Below are 21,389 nucleotides of genomic sequence, written 5' to 3'. Positions count from 1 at the left end.
TACCGGGCAGCGTCCCCACGCGCACCATGTCAACCAGGGTGTCGCGCAGTACGCCGGGGTGCTCATCGCCAAACAGGCGTTCGATGGCAGCGATGTCCAGATCACGCATGGCTCGTCTCCCCAGCGGGGGTGGGCTCGGGGGTGGGAGCAGCGGACTGGCGCAGGTACGCCCAATCTACGTCGGGGCGGAGGTCCTCGCAGCGAACGGCGCCGTCTGTCGCCCTTTCAATGGTCGGACATCGCTCGGCCGGCACGCGCCGTTGCTCGAGCGCCCATTGGCTGATGAGGATCTGCGGTACGCCAAGGCTGGTAGCCAGCTTGGTTCGCATGCCTCGGCCCTGATTCACGTAGTCGATTAGCTTCATGAGCGACAGTTTAAGCCCATCGCTTAATTATTCGCAAGCGATTCGCTCATGGCGGAAGTTAAGCGGGTTGCTTTCCAATGACCAAATGAGACCTGTAGAAGAAATTCGCCTTGAAAATTTGGAAACGCTCGTGACCGAGGCCGGAACCGCCGAAGCGCTGGCAGATCGCTGCGGACTATCTGCGGTGTACCTTAGTCAGATCAGAAGCCGCGCGGTTGACCAGAAAACGGGGCGCCCTCGAAATTTGGGCGCAAGAGCTGCCAGGAAACTTGAGGACGGGACAGGGAAATCTCCTGGTTGGATGGACCGCGACCATATAAACGAGACGCCTGCCGAGGTGGCGCCCCGCACGGATCTCGCCGATGACGTCTTCCTCCCAATCACCAATGCCGCCGCCAGCATGGGGTATGGGCGCCAGCAGCCTGAATATGATCTAGTCGTCGACTCAATGCGTGTGACTCGTACTTGGGTGCATGCCACACTCCCCAGCATTACCTCAATGGAGAACCTCGCAGTTCTGACTGCTTACGGCGATTCAATGGAGCCGACGTTTTCCGATGGAGATCTAATTCTCGTGGATCGAGGCGTGCATGAAGTACGACTCGATGCTGTGTATGTGCTAGCTCGAGGAGACGACCTATTCATCAAGCGCGTGCGGCGCCAAATGCAGGACGGCGCGCTAATGATCCAATCGGACAATCAACTTTTTGGGCCGCCGGAACGCATTGAGAACGGCGCGCGCGCGAGCATTCATGTGCTTGGGCGTGTCGTATGGGCTTGGCGGGGGAAGAAGCTATAGTGCGCCAGGAGACGCAGAAAATATGGTGATAAATGAGGGAGCAAGGCGCATCGTCCGCGCGATTTCGGTTATTGCATGGATCGCATTGGTGGGCACACTTTGTCTGAGTGTGGCCGTAGTCTTCGGGAGGGAACCAAGCTTCGCCATTGTTGTGATGGTTGCGGGGATGATTGCATTCGCTGTTATACAGGGGATTGCTTGGATTATTGCTGGATTCTCAGGTAACCCCCGCGATTCGGACGGTCTTGTCCGCATCGGCAATCTGAATCTGCACAACGCTGGTCGCGCGGCATCGCCAAAAAAGCAGAGAGATCCCGGGCCGACAGGGGTTGGCGGATGGTTGTTACTTCTGTCGATTGGACTTCTTGCGTTTGGCCCCATCCAGACTATCGCGAAAACATTGGAAGCCATTCAAACGACAGAGAGTTCCTATCCAAATTTGGTCGGAATGGCTGCTTGGCAGACCTATAAAATTGCTAGCTGGGCACTCTTGGCGGTAGTGTGCGCTGTGTCGTTCGCGGCGGGTTGGGCACTCCTTAAGAGGCATCAACCTTCATCGGTGCAACTCGCATTAACCGCTCTTTGGGTACGCGGCCCATTCGCGACGCTATTTGATGCTGCGTCAGCAAACGCTTATTTGGGAGTGTCGTTTGAGGGTTACTTCTCTGATCCGTCATTCGTTGGTGAATGCTTGGGAAGTGTCATGATTGCAGGCATTTGGACAGCATATTTAATGCTGTCGAGACGCGTCCGAAACACTTATTACAACAAGCTCTACCCGACGCCCTCCTGATCGAAGGCGTAGCCCCCGCGCGTGCGCCCTCTTCGGAGGGCATTTTTATTCCCCAAGGGTTTATCCTAAGCCCGTCGCTCGACTCACAATAAGCGAATCGCTTGACTAACAATAAGCGACGGGCTTAATATTTACCCCATCAACCCGCCACGCCGCATCAGCGAGCCGAACGGGACCACCGCCCACCAGGGCAAGGAGGATGGGGAAATGGAAGCGAAGCACACACCGGGACCGTGGGAACTCCGCGACGAGTTCGGCATGCAGGGCCTGGTCTACGCCCAGGGACTTGAGTATCCCGTGGCGTCCACCACCGGCTACTACAACCGGGCCGGGCAGACGGAGCACAACGCCCGCCTCATCGCCGCCGCTCCCGAGCTGCTGGAGGCGCTGCGCGATGTAGTCAGGGCGGAAATGTTCCTTCCGGATCATCCGCAGCGCCAAGCGGCATACGCCACAGCCCGCGCCGCCATCGCCAAAGCCACCGCCTGAGGCCCGCCATGCTGACCACCACCAATCCATCCGGCCTGGACCCCGAAGTCCTGGCCGACCTGTGCGACGAAGCGCGGCTCGAGGCCTCGGACCAGATCCAGGCCGTGCTCGAGGGCCGGCGCGAGTTTTTCGACTTCTACGACGTCGCCGGCCAGGTCGCACGCCTGAACCGGGCGGACCTCGCGTCGCGCCTGACGCAGATCCTGACGTCCGACCAACGCGGCGCCGTGTTCGCTGCGGCGCTGTCGCAATCGCCGGCCGTGCTCGCCCGGGCCGCGATGCTGATGTCGCAGGCCGTGTATGGCCTGGCCGTGCAGCACGCGGAGAGGGTGGTGCGGAATGCGGGGGTGCGCCATGGCTGACCCGACCGTCGAAATCGCCCGCCTGCGCGCGCTCCTGCTGCGCGCCCGCGACACGCTCAACCTCGCAATCATCGGTGACTGGCTCCGGACGGAGCCCGAGGAACTGGTGTGCGACATCGAAGACGCCCTCGGCCTGGAGCGCAGCGAATGAAAGCCATTGCCATCTTGCTGCTGGCGGCCGCGGTGCCGTCGGCCACCTTCATCTACGGCATGCAGGTCGGCCGCAACGACGTCGTCGCGCTGCATGCCGATGACTCGCGCGCCGACAAGGTCGCCGTAGCCATGTGCGGCCGGCAGGCCTGGATTGCCAAGCGTGGCGGTGAGCGCCGCTGCGTCTACATCAACTCGGACCAGTCCGCTATCACGCGTGCCGTGTTCGACAACCCGATAGGTGCAATGTGAACGCTCCCATCAACGCCAACATGGATCGCACCAAGTACCTGGGCGGGAAACAAAGCAAGCGCGTCCCTTTACTGAATGAGGGCCTAGTCAGGCATTTGTATGGATCGGGCATGACGATAGCGGAGTTGGCCGTCGAAATTGGATGCACGGATAGAGCCTTGCGCCTCTTCATGATCAGGTGTGGCATTGAGCGCCGCGTGGCGGCAAAGAGAGACCAGCGGGGACCCAACAACTGTCTATGGAAGGCGGACCGGGTTACCTACAAAGCGGCCCACAACCGCGTTTATGCCACCAGGGGGCGGCCTCAGAAATGCGAACACTGCGGTTCGCAATCCACAGATCGCAAGTATGAGTGGGCGAATGTGAGCGGCAAATATCACGATCCCAGTGACTACATACGACTGTGCCGCTCATGCCATTGCAAGTACGACGGACTGCTCAAGAATCTCGGAGACTATGCCAATGTCCCTCCTAAAAATCGCCCCTGAAAATCACGACCGGACAAAGCTAATAGGCGGCTCCGACGTGGCAGGCATCCTGGGTATCTCTCCTTGGCGCACGCCCCTGGACGTGTATCTCGACAAGGTACAGCCGCGCGCCGATCAGCCCGACCAGAACAAGGCCCGTCTCTTTGCCCGTGGCAAGCGGATGGAGCCGTATGTCATCGACCTGCTGGCCGAGGAAGCGGGCCTGCAGATCGTTGGCCGGGGCAATCGCTACATCGACCCCGAGCACGGCTTCCTTGCCGCTGAGATCGATGCCGAGACCTCGGCCGGCGACAACGTCGAGATCAAGACAGTCTCGCCTTTCAAGGCCAAGGAATGGGGCGAGCAGCAATCGGACGAAGTGCCGCTGCACTACGCCGCTCAGGCCATGCACGGACTGATGGTCACCGGGCGCGGGCGGTGCATCTTCGGCGTGCTGATCGGCGCCGACGATTTCCGCATCTACGAGGTACGCCGGGACGAGCCGACCATCGCCGGCATCCGCGCCAAGGAGGTCGAGTTCTGGGAGCGTGTCCAGCGTCTGGATCCGCCCGAACCCACCACGGCGACCGACGTGATGCGGCTGTACGGCCAGGGTGATGATGCGGTGGCGATCGAGGCGGATGATCAGGCCGAGACCGAATGGCTGCGCCTGAAATCCATCACCGAGGACCTGAAGCGCCTGGGCGACCAGGCCGACCAGCTCAAAGAGAGCCTGCAGGTGCGCATGGGCAACGCCACGCACTTGACGTTGCGCGGCGCCGTCATCGCCACCTGGAAGGGCCAGCAGGCCCGGCGCTTCGACTCCACCGCCTTCAAGGCCGCCCATCCTGACCTGCATGAGCAATTCGTGAAGGTTTCTCAATCCCGCGTTTTCCGCCTCAAGTAAGGACCGCACACCATGAGCGCAACCAATGCCCTGCGCAGCGTCGCCACCGACGACAAGCAACAAAATCCCGTCACCGCGTTTCGCGGGTTCCTGGAAAAGCAGAAGCACCAGATCGCGGCCGCGCTGCCCAAGCACGTCAACCCGGACCGCATGATCCGGCTGGCCTGCACCGAATTTGCCAAGAACCCAACGCTGCAGAAGTGCGACCCGATCAGCGTCTTCGGCGCGATCATCCAGGCCTCGCAACTGGGCCTCGAAATTGGCGTCATGGGGCAGGCGTACCTCGTGCCATTCAAGAACAACAAGAGCAACCGCCTGGAAGCTCAGTTCATCCCCGGCTACAAGGGTCTGATATCGCTGGCCCGCCGTTCTGGCGAAGTGACCAGCATCGAAACCAACATCGTCTACGAGAAGGACGAATTCGATCTGGTGTTGGGCATCGACTCGAACCTCAAGCACAAGCCCTACCTGGAAGGTGATCGTGGCAAGCCGCGCCTGGTCTACGGCGTAGCCAAGTTCAAGGATGGCGGCCATCACCTGGAGTGGATGTCCATCACCGAGGTCAACAAGGTCCGCGCGCGCTCGAAGGCCAGCGGCAGCGGCCCGTGGGTGACGGACTATGACCAGATGGTGCGCAAGACCCTCATTCGGCGCATGGCCAACTACCTGCCCATGAGCATCGAGCTGCAGAACGCGCTGCAGGTTGACCAGGCCATCGACGACGGCAAGACCGTGACCATCGACGGCGATTTCGTGCAGGTGCATGGCGATGACGAAGAGGGCGCCCAGGGCAATGCACCGGCGCAGATCACCTTCGACCCCGCGCCCGTGCTCGACAAGATCAAGGAGCACAGCAACGCCGAAGCCCTGAACCTCTACCTCGACGAGTTGCGCGACACCGTCCCGCCCGAGCATCAGGAAGCCATCGCAGCGGCCGGGCGCGCACGCCTCGAAGAACTCGAGGGCTGACCCTTTCACGGCGCGCGGCCTCGCTCTTTAACTTCCCCCCTCCCATCCTTTGCCGCGCGTTCTTTTATTCACCACAGGAGCAATGAGCATGTACGACAGCAACCAAGCACAGATGCAAGCCATCGGACAGGCGATCGTTCCGCCACCTCGTCCTGCCGTGACCATCATGGGCCTGCTGCCCGAATTGGGCCAGGAAATCGAAGCCCTTGACAGCGCCATCGACCGCCTGCGCAGCGCGGTATCGCCAGCCCTGCGCTCTGTGCCCCCGGTGCCGTGCACGGTCGGTGGCATGCAGGAGGTTTCCGGCGAGCCGCCCATTGTGGAAGGCCTGCAAGAGTTCATCCGCCGCGCCCGCGATCTGCGCCGGCAGGTCGATGACATCGGCCAGCGCCTGGCGCTCTGATTTCCCCCAGGGCAGCCGCACAACCAACGGAGGCATTCCCGCGGCTGTCCACCCGTATTCCCGTGAGAGAGGCAGTGATCCGCGCGGCATGTCGGCCAGCAGCGCGGGGAGCCTGAGACCGACTTAACCGGGGAGCTTTGCAGGGCTGGAGAGCCGGGGATGGAGATAGCAAAACCCTGACACCCGCCGCCATCGCGCGGCCCCGGACGAGGGTAACCGGGACCATCACAGCAGCGGAAGCGCGAGAGGTAATCACACGGCGCGCAAGGCTGGGAATAAGCCGGGGTTCGACTCCTCGGGGGAGAAGGGTGTCATCCGCTGCCAGGCTCGTGCGGGTGATCTGCGGGGCACGTCAGACAGTGCCATGCCGGGTTGGCGTCCGGCCCGCTGCTGTGATGGTGCGCCATCGAAGAGGAGAGCCCCGGTACGCAAGCCGGCAAGCGGGTGCAGAGCCCGCCCCAGCGTAAGCCCATGGGTGAACGGGTGGAGCGGATGCAACGCCGCTGGCAGCCGGGAAAGACCGGCACCTGTTAACCACCACGGAGCCACTATGTTCTCCATCCAGCAGCAGACCGCGACATTGGCCCATCTGAACGTCCGCGCCGAGAAGCACGGCGATGAAGATCACGGCGCGGCCGATCTCAAGATCCAGTTCACCGCCGGCAACGGCATCTTGTCCGAGTTCCACCCGGCGCTGCGCTCGTCCATGTACAAGCCGGCCGACACGCCAGCCGACCAGGAAGAGATCTTCAAGCCCGACCCCGACGCTATGACCGTGCGCCGCTTCGGCAACCTGATCGAGACGCTGCGCCTGAAGCACACCATCACCGGCGCCACCGTCGTGATCGGCTTCGGCACGGGGGGGGTCTCCGATATCGAGCTGGAGACCGTCGATGTGGATCACTTCGCTGCCGAGCTGCTGGAGGGCGGCAGCGTCAACATCACGTTCCGGGTCAAGTGCGCGCCGACGGCGGACCAGATCGCGCGGCTGTATGAGGTACTAGGCGGCGAGATCGACATCACAGTCACGCCGCCGGTGGATCCGCAGGGCTCGATGTTCGATGAGGACGAGGAATAGGCCATGCCCCGCCCACCCTACATCCCTCACCGCACCAAGCCCATCGGCAAGCTGCCCGTGATGGCCAAGCTGCGCGATGAGTTCGGCATGGTCGCCCATCTGGCCCTGCGCGGTCTGGAGACGGCGCCCAGCATTGAGGCGTTCGACGCTCTGGCCGGGGTGTTCAACCTGCTGCAGGTGGACCTGCGCAACGATGCGCGGCGGTCGGATGTAGCAGCGGTTATCTCGGATGGTGCGGGCGCGCTGATCGCGGCTCAGGATGCTGTGGCGGCCGGCCAGGTGCCTGCACCCGAGCTGCTGGAGAGGATCCGCGCGGGCGTGAATGCCATTGACGGCTTGATCGGCAAGCTCGATGTCACGCGGCTGTATGCGTCGATGCAGGTACTCAAGGCGATGAAGAGGGCAGAAGCGCGTGCCTGACATCTACATCCCCACCGCCTGCCTGGCCGACGCCCGTACGGTGCTGTCCGCGCAGGATCCCGAAATCAGCAGGCTGGCCAGCAAGTGGCCGGCTGCCCAATGGCGCGCCGCGGTGAAAGCGGCGGCGCAGGAGATAGAGCAATGTGCTGGCTAACCCTCGCGCTCGGCTTCCTGCTGGGCGTCTCCTGCATCTTCATCTGCCTGTCCGGCAATTCCGACGTGGAGTACGACGATGAGTAGTACCGCTTGTGACGATCAATTCAACGATCCGCCCATCGAGACCAGCAATACCGAGGCGCGGCCGTATGTTGGCGGCACGCCCGAGAACATCCGCGCCGGCGATCCCTACGACGACCCGGCGTTCGAGCGCCTGGCGCGCGAGCATGATGTATGGGGCCGGGCTGAAAGCGCGCTGTGTGCGGTGTTCTGGCTCGCGGGGAAGGTGCAACCGCCCAGCGGGCAGAGTGCTACCCCAGTGGGCGCCCCCGATCGCATCTTCCTAGTGATCGACGACGACGTGCCCGCGAACACCCCATTCAGCCAGTTGGCGGAGGTGACGTGGTGCGCAGAGCGGGTGAACGACACCGACATCGAATACGTGCGCGCCCAGCCTGCCGCTGCAACGGTACCGTCGAACGCCCGTGCGCGACGGCTGACTGAAGCCAAGGAAATCTTGCGCGCCGCCCTGGCAGCCCCTGCCTCACTGGCGGAGGGCAATATTCAAGCCCTCGCCGACAAGGTGACGATCTTCAATGCCACGGGCGACGAGTCGCTGTTCCGCGCGGCCGTCCGGGAGTTGCTGGCCGGGGTGCGCGCGCTCAATGCCGCCCCTGCCGTACAGGCAGCGCCGCAGCCTCCGGGCGAAGCGCTGGCCGAGGAAAATAGCCGGCTCCGCACGGCGCTTCAGTTCTACGCGGATGGCGATCACTTCATCCGACACGATTCGGCGGCATGGGACACCGTGAGCGGCGAACCGCCCAACCTCTACGAAGACGAGGCGAATACAGCCACCGTCGAAGATGGCACGTTCGCCCGGATCGCCCTGGGTATTCCGGCCATGCCGCAGGCAACTGTTAAGGAATCCTTACAGGTTGCCGCGCCGCAGGCCGGAGAGGATGCCACCAGTCAGGTCGAGCACCTGGACGTGGAGAACCACCGCCTCCGCCGCGCCATGCAGAAAATCATGGCGCGCCTTGCTGACCTGCTGGACGAGGATCAGTTCGGCAACATCGAGAGCATCGTGACGGAGGCAGGCGTCGAGCCGCCTGAGCATGCAGCCCAGGCTGCGCCAGCCGTGCCGCAGATAAGCGACGCCATCTTTCTCGGATGCGCACGCTTGGGAATGGCTGGGGCTTCTGATGAGGAGGTAATGCGCTTCGTCCGCGTCGCTATAGGCCGCACCACCCAAGGAGAGAGCCGGACATGAGAAAAATTTGGATGTCGCCATTTCGCAAGGGCATTCAGGCCGGATTTCATGGGCACAGTCAACCGCCTGTTTACTACAAGGAGCGAGCGGTGAAAATTTTCTTGGATGGCGTTAGAGAAGGCCGATGGAGAAAGTCAGCCGGCTACCTGACATGGGATGACCTACCGCTTTCTATAGAGTCGGGAGAGAGCCATGTGGATTGATGGACGCGAATGGAAGTTGGTGCCGGTGGAGCCGACGCCGGAGATGCTCGAAGCTGGCGCTAAGCAAGTGGATTGGTACGCGCACAACGCCCTCGAATGCTATCACGCCATGCTCGCCGCCGCCCCTACACCTCCAGCGCAGGCAGCGCCGAGCGATGAGCATGTCAGCGTCGTCGGCATGCCAGAGTTCGACGCCCTGCTCGACCACATCTATGAGCATGGCACGACCAGCGAGGGAGTGCTCATCCGCGCCGACGCCTTCGCCCGCGCCCTGCTATCCCGCTACGGGCAGGCACCGGCCGCATCACCCGATTTCCCGCACTACGAGATGGCATTCATCTGCCGGGTGCTGGAAGGCGACCACCCGGAAAAAGCGGACCTCGATACCGCGCTCGGAATGGCGCGGAGCGTGCGGGTGGCGCTGCTGAAAGAACGCGCCGCACAGGCACCGGCCGCGAGCGTGGAGCCGGTGGCGTGGCTTGTTGACTGGCCCGACGAACCAGAGCTCGGCCACTACCTGACCGAATCCCCCGGAGATATCGATAGCGGGCGACGCCGGGCACTGGTGTTCCGCGATGCCGCCCCCGTTGCTGCGAGCGCGGAACCGCGAAGCATCGGGTACATCGACTACAAGGGCAATCACGGACACGCCCGCGCCGTCCTGACGCGTGGCATGGACGAACAGGGGAACGACTGGGCGGACGGCACTAAGATTTATGCCGCCCCCGTTGCCGCCCAGGCACCGCATCCCGACGACGTGGCCGTGGATCGCTTCGCCGCTGCGATGAAAGCCAAGCTCGCGAAGAAGCGTGCCGAGGGCCGGGCTGGCTGGGACAACAAGGAAGATTGCAGCCAGGACCGGCTGTCGCTCATGCTGCGCGCTCACGTCGCCAAGGGCGATCCGGTAGACGTGGGGAACTTCGCTATGATGCTGCACCAGCGTGGCGAGCGAATCAGTGGCCGGGATGAGGCGCTGCCGGCCGCCGATGGGGATGCGCTGGATGCGTCGCGGTATCGGTGGCTGCGCGGCCATTTTCGTTTCGCCGCCGACTCCGATAGCGAGATCTGGTTCGACAGTGGCCTTGAACACTCGCCGGCCGAACAGCTGGACGCCGCCATCGACGCCGCCATGCAGCGCGCCATAAGGGGCGAGGAATGAACGAAGTCAGCCTGGTTGTTATGGCGATTCTGGGATTCTATGGCGGCTACGTCTACGGAGTCCTGCGGACTCGACGAAAGCAGACACCTACGGCACGCGAGCTAAACATGGCGGTGCTGGTGAAGCGTTTGGCTCGCGCTGTCCGCGTGTCTGATCCGGTAATGTACGGCATTGCGCTGGACGCACTGAAGCGGTGGGGCCTGGCGGGCTCGCCCCTGCGGGAAGGGGGTGAGTGATGTCTCCTTTCATGCTCAAGATCGCCGCGAAGCTGCTGCGCAGGCAGGTTGTCGCAATCCGACACTTCGATGGCGTGGTGACATATCACATTGCTCGCACCACCCCGTTCGGCATGCAGTGCGCCGTACTTGGACAGAAATGCCTACTGCTCCCCGATGGCTCCGTGATAGGGGCAAGCTGGGTTGATGAATGGAGGGCCGCCCAATGAGCAACGACGATATCAAACTGCCAGAGCCGGCGCTGTACGTCGGCACGCGGCTGTTCCCATACGAACAGCGTATGTTCAGCACCCCAGGGCTGCGCGAGCGCCTTGGCTACGACAGCGCGACGGCCGATTACTACACCGCCGAGCAGCTCCGCGCCGCCGTCCTGGCTGACCGCGCGAGCCGCGCCCCTTCCCCGCAGGGCGATGCGGGATGGATGCTGATCGAAGAGGACGCCCCTATCGACGTGCCGTTGGATACGGCCGTGCTGCTGGCGTGGTGGGACGACTGGTCGGAGGAATGGAAGATCGAGGCCAACTACGCCGGCAGTGAGCGGGGCGGATGGCGCCACGGGCGGGCGACGCACTGGATGCCATTGCCGGCTCCGCCTGCCGCCCGCAGCACCCCTGCAAAGGGAGGTGAGCAGAAATGACGCATAGCGATTATCAGGCCGCCGAGGTCGCCTGGTATCGCCAGAACGGCCGATACCGAGACAGGATAGCGACCGATGGCACCGGGGCGCACTATGTCATCGGCGACGACGGGTGGAATCGTCGCCACCCGAAGCGACAGGAATGGGTTGACCTTGCTATGAAGGGCTGGATCATTCGCTCAACGTACAGCACCCCTGCAACCGAGAAGGGGGCGCCATGCTGATTCATGGCGATTGCCGCGCAGTCCTTCCGACGCTGGAACCCGCAAGCTTTGACGCGTGCATTACCGACCCGCCTTACGGCGACACCAGCCTGACCTGGGATCGTCAGGTAACAGGCTGGATCAAGGGGGTATCCCATGCACTCAAGCCGAACGCGTGCATCTGGGTGTTTGGCAGCATGCGGTCTCTGGTGGGCGTGTTCGCTGAGATGGAAGCTGCCGGCTTCAAGTATGCCCAGGACATCGTTTGGGAGAAACAAAACGGCAGCGGTTTCCACAATGATCGCTTCCGGCGCGTTCACGAGCACGTGGTCCAGTTCTATCGCGGGCGGTGGCGGGAGCTGTTCCGCGCGCCGCAGATGACCAATGACGCCCGTGCGAAGACGGTGCGCCGCAAGAAGCGCCCAGCCCACACAGGAAACATCGAGGCCATGGCCTACACGTCTGTGGACGGCGGACCGAGGCTGCAGCGGAGCGTCATTCGGGTCGCCAATATGCACGGGCGGGCGATCCACCCGACGGAGAAGCCTGTCGAGCTGCTGGTGCCGCTGGTGCGCTACTCAGTGCCCCCTGGCGGCCGAGTGATCGACCCGTTCGCGGGGAGCGCCAGCACCTTGGTGGCGTGTGACATGGCCGGCGTGACCGGAGTCGGAATCGAACGGAAGGCCGAATACTACGTGCGGGCCAACGAACGGCTCGAGCGCGGGTGGCCATTGCTTTCTGTCGGCCCCACCCCTGCAAGCAAGACGGAGGGAGGAAGCGAAGTATGATTTCCGCCGATGCCGCCGCCAAGATCCTGGGCGTCAGCGCCCGGAAAGTGTACGAGCTGGCTGCGCCCGCCGGGCCGATACCGTGCGTGCGCATCGGTCGGCGGGTGTCCTTCGAAGAATCCGATGTCCTGGAATACAAGCAATCATGCCGATCTACCGAGATAAAACGCGCGGTTGTTTCGTGTTTGAGTTCGACCGCGTTGTCGGTGGGCGGCGAGTCCGAACTCGAAAAGTTCTTCCGAAGGCGTGGACGCGAGCGCAAGCGGACGCCTACGACCGAACCCGGTCGGCCGAACTCTACGCCATCACGCAGGGCGTCTCCCGCACTGAGCGTCGTATCGAGGACGCCGTCCTCGTCTACCTGAAGGAGAGGGCTCCGCAGCTCAAGACCGGCGAGAACGTCGAGCGGGAACTCGAGTTGATGCAGTGGGTGTACCAGGGCCAGCCACTATCGTCGCTGGCCGACGTCTGCCGGCGTTACGCAGCCGAGGCCACTCGGGCGACAGATGATCCTCGGCCGCTGTCGGCTGCCTCAATCCGCAATCGAATCCGGTACCTGACGGCCGCGTGTCGGTACGGTTGGAAGCATCACGGGATGGGGGAGGCTGACCCCGCCGCCCGGGTGACGATACCTACGGTTAGGAACGAGCGGCAAACCTACATCGACCGCGGGCAGATGCTGCGCCTGGCCAGGGCCTGCACGAACAGGGCAGGGCGGTGCGCCATCCGGATCGCCTTTTACAGCGGCATGCGGCTATCCGAGATCCTGAACGCGGATCCCACGCCGGCCGGGTTTCGGCTGCTGGACACCAAGAACGGCACGCCGCGTATTGTGCCTATCCACCCCAAGGCCGCAAGCGCCGCCAGGGCTCTCGACCGGTCAACTCCCAAGATCACCATCCAGCGCGCATTCCAGCGCGCCAGAGCGGCCGTAGACATGCCGAAGGTGCATTTCCACGACATCCGGCACTCTGCCGCCTCGGCCATGATTAACGCCGGCGTGGACCTGTACACGGTGGGGGCGGTGCTCGGTCACGCTGACCCACGCAGCACGAAGCGGTATGCTCATCTGGCGACCGATACCCTGGCCGCCGCGGTGGGCAGAATCGGGGCCAAAGTCGCCGCCTAACCGGTGGGGGAAATATTGGCACACTGGGTGCATTTCAGGCGGTTGGCGCAGTTGGCGCACGCCAGAAGGGCCAGCATCTACGCCGTTTCGCGGTTCTGCGTATTCCGCGTGTTCGACTCGAAATCAGGCGTACGGTAACCCCGTACCGTGGGTTCGAATCCCACCCTCTCCGCCAGTCATTGCAAGAACCCCTTGATTTCATTGATCAAGGGGTTTTTTGTTGCCACGATCAAAATAATCGCGGCATCACGCGACCCGCTATCAACCAAACCGATAGCGCCCCTGATCATCACGCACAATCGCGCGTTGGGCGGTGACATCTTCCAGCCCCCGGACAAGCTCCCGTCCATCGCGCGTCCCAACCGCCGCCATAAGCTCCGCAAAAAACTTGGGCCCGCTCTCCAGCGCAGCCTCCAGGGATGCATGGCTGGACGCCCCGAACCTCGGGGGATGCGGAACTTCATGCTCGATGGGACGCCTGGCTCCCGGCGCCAGCCATGGCAGCGTCAAGTCGAATCCCGTCTTGTCGGTCGTTCGCGAACCTTCCAGCGAAGGATCCAAAGGAACGGTCCTCAAGCCGCTCTGGACGACCAGATCCCTGCTCGCCTGAAAACGCGTCGCCAGCGCCCATTCCATCTGGGCGTCGGAATAGATATCGATGTCTGGGTCGACGACGAACACATTCTTGACATTGCCCAGGCAGCCGAATGCGGCCGCGATGGCATTGCGCGCTTCGCCCGGGACGCGCTGCTGCAACGCGATACGGACGTTGAACGATCCCCCCGCCGCGGGAGGCGCGTAGACCGCCCGCACTTCGCGCACGGCAGATTCGAGCGCTTTCCAGACCAGGACCTCCGTTCGCAGGGAGCAAAGCTGCGCCGTATCCGTGCAGTGCATGCTCGGCCCGCCGATGGAGGCGGTTTGGAAGATGGCGTCCCGGCGGTGGGTGATCGCGGTCAAGTGGAAGAGCGGATTGCGTTTTACCGCTCCGTAGTAGCCGAGGAACTCGCCGAAAGGACCTTCGGGTTCCACATGGCCGCGCTCGTCGAAATAGCCTTCGAGGATGAACTGGGCATCGGCGGGCACCATCAGATCGTTGGTCACGCACTTGACGACGCCCAAAGGCTGGGCGCGCAAGGCCGCGATAAGCGCCAGTTCGTCGCCGGGAAAGCGGAGCGTGGCGGCGAGTTGATCGATGGGGTGGCTGCCGATGGCGAACGCCACCGGCGTGCGCTCGCCGCGTTCCGCGCGCGCCATGTAGATGGCGCGCAAATCGGAAGGCGCGACCAGATCCACGCCCGCCGACCGGCGGCCGCGCAGCATGAGGCGGCGCATGCCCACGTTCGTATGCCCGGCGAAGGGATCGTGGACGAAGTCGACCGACGCCGATATGTAGGGCGCGCCGTCGAATTCGTGCTGCAGGTGCACCGGCAGGGCGGTCAAGTCGCATTCGTCGCCGGTCAGCACGACCTCCTGGACCGGGGCGTGCGCGCGCGGCACTTCCACCAGCTCGCCCGGTTTGCGCAGCCGCGCGAGCACTTCGGACAGCACCTTGTCCGCCGTGGTTCCGAAGGCGGCGGCCAGGCGGGCCCGGCTGCCCGCGACGTTGCCGCACAAGGCGAAGCGGCTCCCTTCGATGTTTTCGAACCATGCCGCGCGCGGATTGCCCTCCAGGCGGGTGGCGATATCGGCAAGCGCGACGGGCGCGGCATGTCGTTCCAGGTCGTCGGCGGGCAGGGACGCAAGAAAGGTACGCAGGCCGAATCGTTGTAGATCGGGGCGGCTTTCTGATCGGGGAAGGGGCGCGTTCATGTTTCTCCTCCTTGTGGCGACGAAGTATTTGTAAAGATTGTTTATATAAAATATTCTTATATTAGTCTCGGCAACAGAGAAACGCCACGACCATCCGCAGATGGCGGTGTAACCACGACGCGCATGAAGCGCCCGCTTTGCCCCTAGGAGGAGACGACATGAAGACACGCTTAGGAACAAGAGCCAGGACCTGGCTGGCCCTGGCAGTCGCGGTGCTGGCGCCGGTTGCCGCGCCCGCCCAGGACCAGGCCGGCCGGTACCCGGACCGCATGATCAAGCTCATCGTGCCCTATACGCCCGGCGGCCTGGTGGACACGTTCAGCCGCGCCCTGGCCGAAGACATGGCCAGCCGGCTGGGGCAACCCGTGGTCGTGGAGAACCGCCCCGGCGCCAACCAGGCCATCGGGGCCAATGCCGCCGCCCGTGCCGCGCCCGACGGCTACACCCTGTTCGTCAGTTCGCAAACCGGCATGATCCTGAACCCGCTGACGACCAAGGGGCTGCTCGTCGATCCGGCGAAGGATTTCACGCCTATCGCCACGATGTTCTCCACCCCGTTCTATCTCGTGGTCAACAGTTCCGTTCCGGTGAAATCCGTCCAGGAACTGGTCGCGCTGGCGAAATCCAAACCCGGCAAACTCACCTACGGTTCGTTGGGCCGCGGCGGCACCCACCATCTGGCGGGCGAAATGTTCACGCGCCGTACCGGTACGAATATCCTGCACGTGCCGTACAAGGGCAGTGCCCCGGCCATGAACGATTTGCTGGGCGGCCAGATCGACATGATGTTCGAGGGCGGAACCTCGACGCTTCCCTATGTCCAGTCCGGGCGGCTGCGGGCCCTGGCCTCCACCGGCCAGACGCGCAGCGAAGCCATGCCCGATCTGCCGGCGCTGAACGAAATCATTCCCGGGTTCTCGATGACGGTATGGATCGGCCTGGTCGCGCCGAGCGGCATTCCCCAGCCGATCGCGGACAAGCTGAACGCCGCCGTGCAGGCCATGCTGAAACTGCCTTCCACGCACGAGAAATTCGCGCCTGTCGGCATAGAAATGATGCCCGGCTCGCAAGCGGATTTCGCCAGGTTGATTCAATCCGATCTTCCGACCTGGGCCAAGATCGTCCAGGACGCGGGCATAGAACCGCAGTAGGACTCTTCCTGACCCGCCATTCGGCCGCCGCATCGGGCCTGCTTCCGGTTCCGATGCGGTAAAGTCCATCGACACTTCGGATGGAGCGTTTGATGAACCCGAGAATGCCCCGCTACGCGTCCGCCTGCGCCGCCTTGCTTGCCTGCGCAAGCATGCTGGCTGTTTCGGCGGCGCAAGCCTGCACCCGCTTTGTCTATCTCGGCGCCGGCGGACAGGTCGTCACGGCGCGCTCGATGGACTGGAAGGTCGACGTCGGCACCAACCTGTGGGTGTTTCCGCGCGGCATGAGGCGATCCGGCGAAGCCGGCCCGAACTCCATCCAATGGACCTCGAAATACGGAAGCGTCATCGCCTCGGGCTATGACATCTCGACAACGGACGGCATGAACGAAGCGGGGCTGGTGGCCAACGTCCTGTGGCTGGTCGAATCCTCCTACCCGGCCTACGACGGCAAGACGCCCGGCCTGACGCTCGCGGCCTGGGCGCAATACGCGCTCGACAACTTCGCCACCGTCCAGGAGGCGGTCGACACCTTGGCGAAAGAGCCTTTCACCGTCGTCACCGACAACGTTCCCGGCGAAGCCCGCCTGGCGACCCTGCACCTCTCGCTCTCGGATGCCAGCGGCGACAGCGCCATCATCGAATACATCGACGGCAGGCAAGTCATCCACCACAGCCGCGACTACCAGGTCATGACCAACTCGCCGACCTTCGACAAACAACTGGCGATGGAGGAATACTGGAAGCAGATCGGCGGGACGGTCATGCTGCCCGGCACGAACCGGGCATCCGACCGGTTTGCCCGGGCGGCTTTCTACGTCAACGCGATCCCCAAGACGGAAGATCCGCTGGAGACGATCGCCAGCGTCTTCAGCGTCATCCGCAACGTCTCGGTGCCCCTGGGCATCACCACGCCGGACCAGCCCAATATTTCGTCGACCCGCTGGCGCACCGTCGCCGACCACAAGCGCAGGCGCTATTTCTTCGAATCGGCGCTGACGCCCAACATCTTCTGGGTCGACCTGGCGAAGCTGGATTTCTCGCGCGAGACCGGACAGGTGATGAAACTCGACCTCGGCCCGAACCAGGCGAACATCTACTCGGGCATGGCCAACGGGGGGTTCAAGCCGGCGGCGCCGTTCAAATTCCTTGGGATCTGAATCGATCGGCCTCATTTCGACCGCCCATAACAAACAAGCCCTCTTGCGAGGGCTTGTCGTTTTTGAACCTACGCCGTTACCAACCGGCGTATGTCAAGCGTTACAGCGGCGTGATCTTGGTCGCCTGGGGACCCTTGGGGCCCTGGCCGGCGATGAAGCTGACGCGTTGGTTTTCCTGCAGCGACTTGTAGCCGTTGCCCTGGATTTCGGAGAAGTGCGCGAACAGGTCCTTGCCGCCGTTGTCCGGCATGATGAAGCCGAAGCCTTTTTCAGCGTTGAACCACTTGACGATACCGGTTTCCATAATTGTTTCCTTGATGAGAGATGGGCACACGCCCGGGAACAGACGATCAAGGAGGGACTAGAACAATTTATGGCGCACTATCGGATCGCACACAACCGCAGGAATCGCAACACTTGAAGATCTGCATACACTATCAGGCATGCGGCCTCCACCGTCAAGGCGTATTGTGTGACAGGACTCGGCGGCTCCGGTGGCGGATATGCAATGATTCTTCCGAAACCGCCACTCCCCACCGTCCCCATGCTCCAGCCACAGGCTCTTCGCTACTTCGCCGAAGTCGTCCGCACAGGCTCCCTGCGCCGGGCGTCCGAGCTCTTTTTCGTTGCCCCCAGCGCCATCAGCCGCCAGATCGTGAACCTGGAGCAGGAACTGGGCGCGCCGCTGTTCGAGCGCTCGCCGCGCGGCATGCTGCCTACCGAGGCGGGGCGGATGCTGTTCGAGTTCGTCCGCGACAGCGACCATCGCATCGAACGCATTCGCTCGGATCTGCACGACCTGACCGATTTGCGGCGCGGCACGGTCCGGCTGGCGGTGATCGAGGCGGTGACCGGGGATTTCCTGCCGGCGCTGATGACGCGCTTCAGCGCCGCGTACCCGGGCATCGATTTCCACGTGGAGGTGTGCGGCACGCATCAGATCGCCGACCGGGTGGTGGGGGAATCGGCCGAGATCGGGCTGGCGTTCGACGTGCTGAGCCGCGAGGACCTGGTGCTGCAAGGGCGGCTGGCGCAGCCGTTGCAGGTGATTTGCCGCCCTTCGCATCCGCTGGCGCGCCGCAAGTCGTTGCGCATGGCGGATCTTGCCGGCGAACGGATGGTGTTGCCGGATGAGACCTTCGGCACCCGCTATCTGATCGACCACGCCGCCATGCGCGCCGGCGTTACGTTGTCCGTCCATTGCGTGGCCAATTCGCTGCAATTGCTCAAGACGCTGGTGGCGGGCTCGGATGTGATCTCGTGCATGCCGCCCCTGACGTTCGCACACGAAGAGGCCGCTGGGCTGCTGGCCGGGGTGCCGGTTTCGGACAAGTCGTGCCGGCAGGCCAGCCTGGACATCATCACGGCTCGTCACCACAAGCTATCGGCCGCGGCCAGGGCTTTTCTCGAGCCGTTGCTGGCGAAGTGCAAGGGGCGGTGATTCCGCCCAGGTGTTCTATTTTTCAGAACGCTGCCATCACTTGTTCCCCGCTTCCGTGGCACAGGCCTGACGCGTTTAATGAAAGTACTTTCATGGAACGCCTGGAGCCCGCGGCATGACTTTAGAGAAAATCCTGTCTCCCTATGACGGCAGTGTGGTGGGCGAAATGCCGGTTGCCGGTCCCGCCGACGTGGAGCAGGCCATCGTCCGGGCGCAGCGCGCCTTCGAGGTCATGCGCAAGCTGCCGCGCTTCGCGCGCGCCGACATCCTGTCGCGAGCGGCGGAATTGCTGAAGGTGCGCCGCGACGAGTTCGTGCGCACCATCGCCGCGGAGGCGGGCAAGCCATTGTTCGATGCGCGCGGCGAGGTGTCGCGGGCGATCTTCAACCTGACCAACGCGGCGGCGGAGGCCCGGCTCCAGCATGGCGACGAGGTGCCGCTGGACGCGGATGCCGGGGTGTTCGAGTACCAGACCACGGACGCCGATGGCCGCCCAGCTTCGCTGGCGGACCTGGACCACGCGGCGCTGGCGTCGATGCGCCGCCGTGTGGGAATCGCGCGCCGCTTCCCGATCGGCACCATCCTGGCCATCGCGCCCTTCAATTTCCCGCTGAATCTGGTGATGCACAAGGTCGCCCCGGCGATCGCGGTCGGCAACAGCGTGGTGCTCAAGCCGGCGCCGCAGACGCCGCTGACCGCGCTGCTGCTGCAAGAGCTGTTGGCCGACGCGGGGCTGCCCGCGGGCGCGCTGGAGGTCGTCCATTGTCCGGTGGACCTGGCCGAGGCCATGGTGCGCGACGAGCGCTTCGCGATGGTGACCTTCACCGGGAGCGCCAAGGTGGGCTGGCACATCAAGGCCATCGCCGGCCGCAAGAAGGTGGCGCTGGAGTTGGGCGGCAATGGCGCGGTGATCGTGGCCGAGGATGCCGACCTGGACCTGGCCGCCGCGCGTTGCGTGCGGGGTGGGGTGGTGTACGGCGGCCAGTACTGCATAGGGGTGCAACGCATCCTGGTGCAGGAGTCGGTGGCCGATGCCTTCATCGAGAAGCTGGTCGCGAAGGTCGAGGCCTGCCGCGTGGGCAATCCGATGGAAGAGGGCGTCGATGTCGGCCCGGTGATCGACGAGAACTCGGCCCGGCGCATCCAGTCGTGGGTAGACGAGGCGGTGGCGCAGGGCGCGCGGGTGCTGGCGGGAGGTTCGCGCGAGCGCGCGGTGGTGACGCCGACGGTGCTGACCGACACGCGGCCCGGCATGAAGGTGGAGGACGAGGAAATCTTCGGGCCCGTCGTCACCGTGAATCGCTACCAGGATTTCGACCAGGCGGTGCGGCGTGCCGCCGATTCGAAGTACGGATTGCAGGGCGGCATCTTCACGCAGGACCTGCGCCGTGCCTTCCGCGCGATCGAGGACTGGGAGGTCGGCGGCCTGATGATCAACGACGTGCCCATCTACCGCATCGACAACATGCCCTTCGGCGGGTGGAAGGAGTCGGGCACCGGCCGAGAAGGCACGCGCTATGCCATGGACGAAATGTCCGAGATCCGCCTGATGGTCATCAACTACGCCTGACTTTTTCCCTTGCCGCACTGACGCCAGGAGCCTGTCCATGAAACGTCTTGCCGTATTCTGCTGGATCGCCGCCTTCGCTCTGCTGTCGGGCGCCGCCCGCGCCGACACCTATCCCTCCAAGCCCATCAAGATGCTGGTGCCGTTTCCCGCGGGCGGCACGGTGGATTTCTTCGCCCGCACGGTGGGCCCGCGGCTGGCCGAGGCGCTGGGCCAGCCGGTGCTGATCGAGAACCGCTCGGGCGCGGGCGGCAACATCGCGGCCGAGGCGGTGGCCAAGTCGTCGGCGGACGGCTACACGCTGCTGATGGGGTCCGAGATCGTTTCGATCAACATCACGCTGTACGAGAAGCTGGGCTACGACCCGGTGAAGGACCTGGCGCCGGTGGTGCTGGTCGGCACCGTGCCCAACATCCTGCTGGTCAGCCCTTCGCTGCCGGTCAAGACCACGCAGGAATTGATCGCGTATGCCAAGTCGGGCAAGAAGATGTCGTACGCGTCCACGGGCCTGGGCACTTCCAGCCAGTTGTCGTCGGAGCTGTTCAAGTCGGTGGCCGGCATCGACGTGCTGCACGTGCCGTACAAGGGCGGGGCGCCGGCCATCGTTGACCTGGCCGGCGGCCAGGTCGAGATGATGTTCGTCAACATGCCCACCGGGCTGCCCATGGTCAAGGGCGGCAAGGTGCGCATCCTGGCGGTGACCAGCGCACAGCGCGCGCCGCAGGTACCGGACGTGCCCACCATAGCCGAGACCCTGCCGGGCTTCGAGACCGCGGCATGGTCCGCCATCTACGCGCCCGCCGGCACGCCCAAGGCGGTGATCGACAAGCTCAACGCGGCCGTGGTGAGGATCCTGCAGATGCCCGACGTGAAGGCGGCGCTGGCCGAGCAGGGCGCCGTGCCGGCGGGCGGCACACCGCAGGCCCTGGGCGAGTTCACGAAGTCGGAGATCGTCAAATGGGAAAAGATCATCAAGGCGTCCGGCGCCAAGATATAGTCCGTCGATCCATTCCCGCCACGAGG

Annotated in this window: 27 protein-coding genes and 1 pseudogene; 25 read left to right on the top strand and 3 right to left on the bottom strand. The window is 63.8% G+C overall.

What is annotated here, in order from left to right:
• Window positions 1–101: 101 nt before the first annotated feature.
• Window positions 102–329 carry a transcriptional regulator gene (locus tag ABD104_RS28045; RefSeq protein ID WP_343928672.1) on the bottom strand — a complete coding sequence of 76 codons (228 nt, stop codon included), beginning with the start codon at window positions 327–329 and terminating at the stop codon, window positions 102–104.
• A 34-nt stretch (window positions 330–363) separates the two neighbouring features.
• Between ABD104_RS28045 and ABD104_RS28040 the strand changes: the two genes are divergently transcribed.
• The 20 genes and pseudogenes from ABD104_RS28040 to ABD104_RS27950 all read left to right on the top strand — a co-directional run bounded on the left by ABD104_RS28040 (window position 364) and on the right by ABD104_RS27950 (window position 13,235).
• Window positions 364–1,164, top strand: a complete 801-nt coding sequence (locus ABD104_RS28040; protein ID WP_343928671.1) for a S24 family peptidase — start codon at window positions 364–366, stop codon at window positions 1,162–1,164.
• A gap of 22 nt (window positions 1,165–1,186) precedes the next feature.
• Window positions 1,187–1,957, top strand: coding sequence for a DUF2569 family protein (locus ABD104_RS28035; RefSeq protein ID WP_343928670.1), 771 nt, complete (start codon window positions 1,187–1,189; stop codon window positions 1,955–1,957).
• Window positions 1,958–2,164: 207 nt separating this feature from the next.
• Window positions 2,165–2,446, top strand: coding sequence for a hypothetical protein (locus ABD104_RS28030; RefSeq protein WP_343928669.1), 282 nt, complete (start codon window positions 2,165–2,167; stop codon window positions 2,444–2,446).
• Between the two features lie 8 nt (window positions 2,447–2,454).
• Window positions 2,455–2,808, top strand: a complete 354-nt coding sequence (locus ABD104_RS28025; RefSeq protein WP_343928668.1) for a hypothetical protein — start codon at window positions 2,455–2,457, stop codon at window positions 2,806–2,808.
• The gene (locus ABD104_RS28020; RefSeq protein WP_343928667.1) at window positions 2,801–2,959 is read left to right on the top strand and encodes a hypothetical protein; all 159 of its coding nucleotides are present in this window, start codon (window positions 2,801–2,803) and stop codon (window positions 2,957–2,959) included. Before ABD104_RS28025 ends, ABD104_RS28020 begins: the two co-directional genes overlap by 8 nt.
• Entirely contained in the window at window positions 2,956–3,210 is a 255-nt protein-coding gene (locus ABD104_RS28015) for a hypothetical protein (protein ID WP_343928666.1), read from the top strand. Before ABD104_RS28020 ends, ABD104_RS28015 begins: the two co-directional genes overlap by 4 nt.
• A 456-nt stretch (window positions 3,211–3,666) precedes the next feature.
• Complete coding sequence (locus ABD104_RS28010; RefSeq protein WP_343928665.1) at window positions 3,667–4,584, top strand: YqaJ viral recombinase family nuclease; 918 nt, start codon at window positions 3,667–3,669, stop codon at window positions 4,582–4,584.
• A gap of 12 nt (window positions 4,585–4,596) precedes the next feature.
• Window positions 4,597–5,553, top strand: coding sequence for a recombinase RecT (locus tag ABD104_RS28005; protein ID WP_343928664.1), 957 nt, complete (start codon window positions 4,597–4,599; stop codon window positions 5,551–5,553).
• A gap of 88 nt (window positions 5,554–5,641) precedes the next feature.
• Window positions 5,642–5,956 carry a hypothetical protein gene (locus ABD104_RS28000; RefSeq protein WP_343928663.1) on the top strand — a complete coding sequence of 105 codons (315 nt, stop codon included), beginning with the start codon at window positions 5,642–5,644 and terminating at the stop codon, window positions 5,954–5,956.
• 550 nt (window positions 5,957–6,506) lie between these two features.
• Window positions 6,507–7,034, top strand: a complete 528-nt coding sequence (locus ABD104_RS27995) for a hypothetical protein (RefSeq protein ID WP_343928662.1) — start codon at window positions 6,507–6,509, stop codon at window positions 7,032–7,034.
• Between the two features lie 3 nt (window positions 7,035–7,037).
• Window positions 7,038–7,454, top strand: coding sequence for a hypothetical protein (locus tag ABD104_RS27990; protein ID WP_343928661.1), 417 nt, complete (start codon window positions 7,038–7,040; stop codon window positions 7,452–7,454).
• Complete coding sequence (locus tag ABD104_RS27985; protein ID WP_343928660.1) at window positions 7,447–7,608, top strand: hypothetical protein; 162 nt, start codon at window positions 7,447–7,449, stop codon at window positions 7,606–7,608. The genes ABD104_RS27990 and ABD104_RS27985 overlap by 8 nt, the downstream gene beginning before the upstream one ends.
• A gap of 78 nt (window positions 7,609–7,686) precedes the next feature.
• Window positions 7,687–8,880 (top strand): hypothetical protein, encoded by a 1,194-nt coding sequence (locus ABD104_RS27980; RefSeq protein WP_343928659.1) that lies wholly within the window; start codon window positions 7,687–7,689, stop codon window positions 8,878–8,880.
• 192 nt (window positions 8,881–9,072) lie between these two features.
• On the top strand, window positions 9,073–10,242 hold the full coding sequence (locus ABD104_RS27975; protein ID WP_343928658.1) for a hypothetical protein: 1,170 nt from the start codon (window positions 9,073–9,075) through the stop codon (window positions 10,240–10,242).
• Window positions 10,239–10,478: a hypothetical protein gene (locus tag ABD104_RS27970; RefSeq protein WP_343928657.1), complete on the top strand. Its 240-nt coding sequence runs from the start codon at window positions 10,239–10,241 to the stop codon at window positions 10,476–10,478. The genes ABD104_RS27975 and ABD104_RS27970 overlap by 4 nt, the downstream gene beginning before the upstream one ends.
• 205 nt (window positions 10,479–10,683) lie before the next feature.
• Complete coding sequence (locus ABD104_RS27965; protein ID WP_343928656.1) at window positions 10,684–11,115, top strand: DUF551 domain-containing protein; 432 nt, start codon at window positions 10,684–10,686, stop codon at window positions 11,113–11,115.
• Window positions 11,112–11,339 carry a hypothetical protein gene (locus ABD104_RS27960; protein WP_343928655.1) on the top strand — a complete coding sequence of 76 codons (228 nt, stop codon included), beginning with the start codon at window positions 11,112–11,114 and terminating at the stop codon, window positions 11,337–11,339. The genes ABD104_RS27965 and ABD104_RS27960 overlap by 4 nt, the downstream gene beginning before the upstream one ends.
• A complete protein-coding gene (locus ABD104_RS27955) occupies window positions 11,333–12,106 on the top strand; it encodes a DNA-methyltransferase (RefSeq protein ID WP_343928654.1) in 774 nt (257 codons plus the stop codon). Before ABD104_RS27960 ends, ABD104_RS27955 begins: the two co-directional genes overlap by 7 nt.
• Window positions 12,103–12,234 (top strand): annotated as a pseudogene (locus ABD104_RS30365) (helix-turn-helix domain-containing protein); the annotation flags it as partial. The gene ABD104_RS27955 and the pseudogene ABD104_RS30365, both read left to right, overlap by 4 nt.
• Window positions 12,235–12,251: 17 nt before the next feature.
• A complete protein-coding gene (locus ABD104_RS27950; protein WP_343928653.1) occupies window positions 12,252–13,235 on the top strand; it encodes a tyrosine-type recombinase/integrase in 984 nt (327 codons plus the stop codon).
• A 261-nt stretch (window positions 13,236–13,496) separates the two neighbouring features.
• Here the strand turns inward: ABD104_RS27950 and ABD104_RS27945 are convergent, their stop codons facing one another.
• Window positions 13,497–15,047: a UbiD family decarboxylase gene (locus ABD104_RS27945; RefSeq protein ID WP_343928652.1), complete on the bottom strand. Its 1,551-nt coding sequence runs from the start codon at window positions 15,045–15,047 to the stop codon at window positions 13,497–13,499.
• A 158-nt stretch (window positions 15,048–15,205) separates the two neighbouring features.
• Here ABD104_RS27945 and ABD104_RS27940 point away from each other — a divergent pair, with 158 nt between their 5' ends.
• A complete protein-coding gene (locus ABD104_RS27940; RefSeq protein WP_343928651.1) occupies window positions 15,206–16,198 on the top strand; it encodes a Bug family tripartite tricarboxylate transporter substrate binding protein in 993 nt (330 codons plus the stop codon).
• 92 nt (window positions 16,199–16,290) lie between these two features.
• Window positions 16,291–17,358, top strand: coding sequence for a linear amide C-N hydrolase (locus ABD104_RS27935; protein WP_343928650.1), 1,068 nt, complete (start codon window positions 16,291–16,293; stop codon window positions 17,356–17,358).
• Between the two features lie 100 nt (window positions 17,359–17,458).
• Here ABD104_RS27935 and ABD104_RS27930 read toward each other — a convergent pair whose 3' ends face one another.
• Window positions 17,459–17,662 (bottom strand): cold-shock protein, encoded by a 204-nt coding sequence (locus tag ABD104_RS27930; RefSeq protein ID WP_087836835.1) that lies wholly within the window; start codon window positions 17,660–17,662, stop codon window positions 17,459–17,461.
• Between the two features lie 204 nt (window positions 17,663–17,866).
• On the opposite strand from ABD104_RS27930, the gene ABD104_RS27925 reads away from it, so the two are divergent.
• The 3 genes from ABD104_RS27925 (at window position 17,867) to ABD104_RS27915 (ending at window position 21,363) form a co-directional block, all read left to right on the top strand.
• Complete coding sequence (locus ABD104_RS27925) at window positions 17,867–18,799, top strand: LysR family transcriptional regulator (RefSeq protein ID WP_343928649.1); 933 nt, start codon at window positions 17,867–17,869, stop codon at window positions 18,797–18,799.
• 115 nt (window positions 18,800–18,914) lie between these two features.
• On the top strand, window positions 18,915–20,369 hold the full coding sequence (locus ABD104_RS27920; protein ID WP_343928648.1) for an aldehyde dehydrogenase family protein: 1,455 nt from the start codon (window positions 18,915–18,917) through the stop codon (window positions 20,367–20,369).
• Between the two features lie 37 nt (window positions 20,370–20,406).
• Window positions 20,407–21,363, top strand: a complete 957-nt coding sequence (locus ABD104_RS27915) for a Bug family tripartite tricarboxylate transporter substrate binding protein (RefSeq protein WP_343928647.1) — start codon at window positions 20,407–20,409, stop codon at window positions 21,361–21,363.
• The last annotated feature ends 26 nt before the right edge of the window (window positions 21,364–21,389 follow it).

This window comes from Pigmentiphaga daeguensis (assembly GCF_039523035.1).
GTDB lineage: Bacteria > Pseudomonadota > Gammaproteobacteria > Burkholderiales > Burkholderiaceae_B > Pigmentiphaga > Pigmentiphaga daeguensis.
The sequence above is the reverse complement of the archived record's forward strand: the minus strand, read 5'-3'. Positions and strand labels throughout refer to the sequence as shown.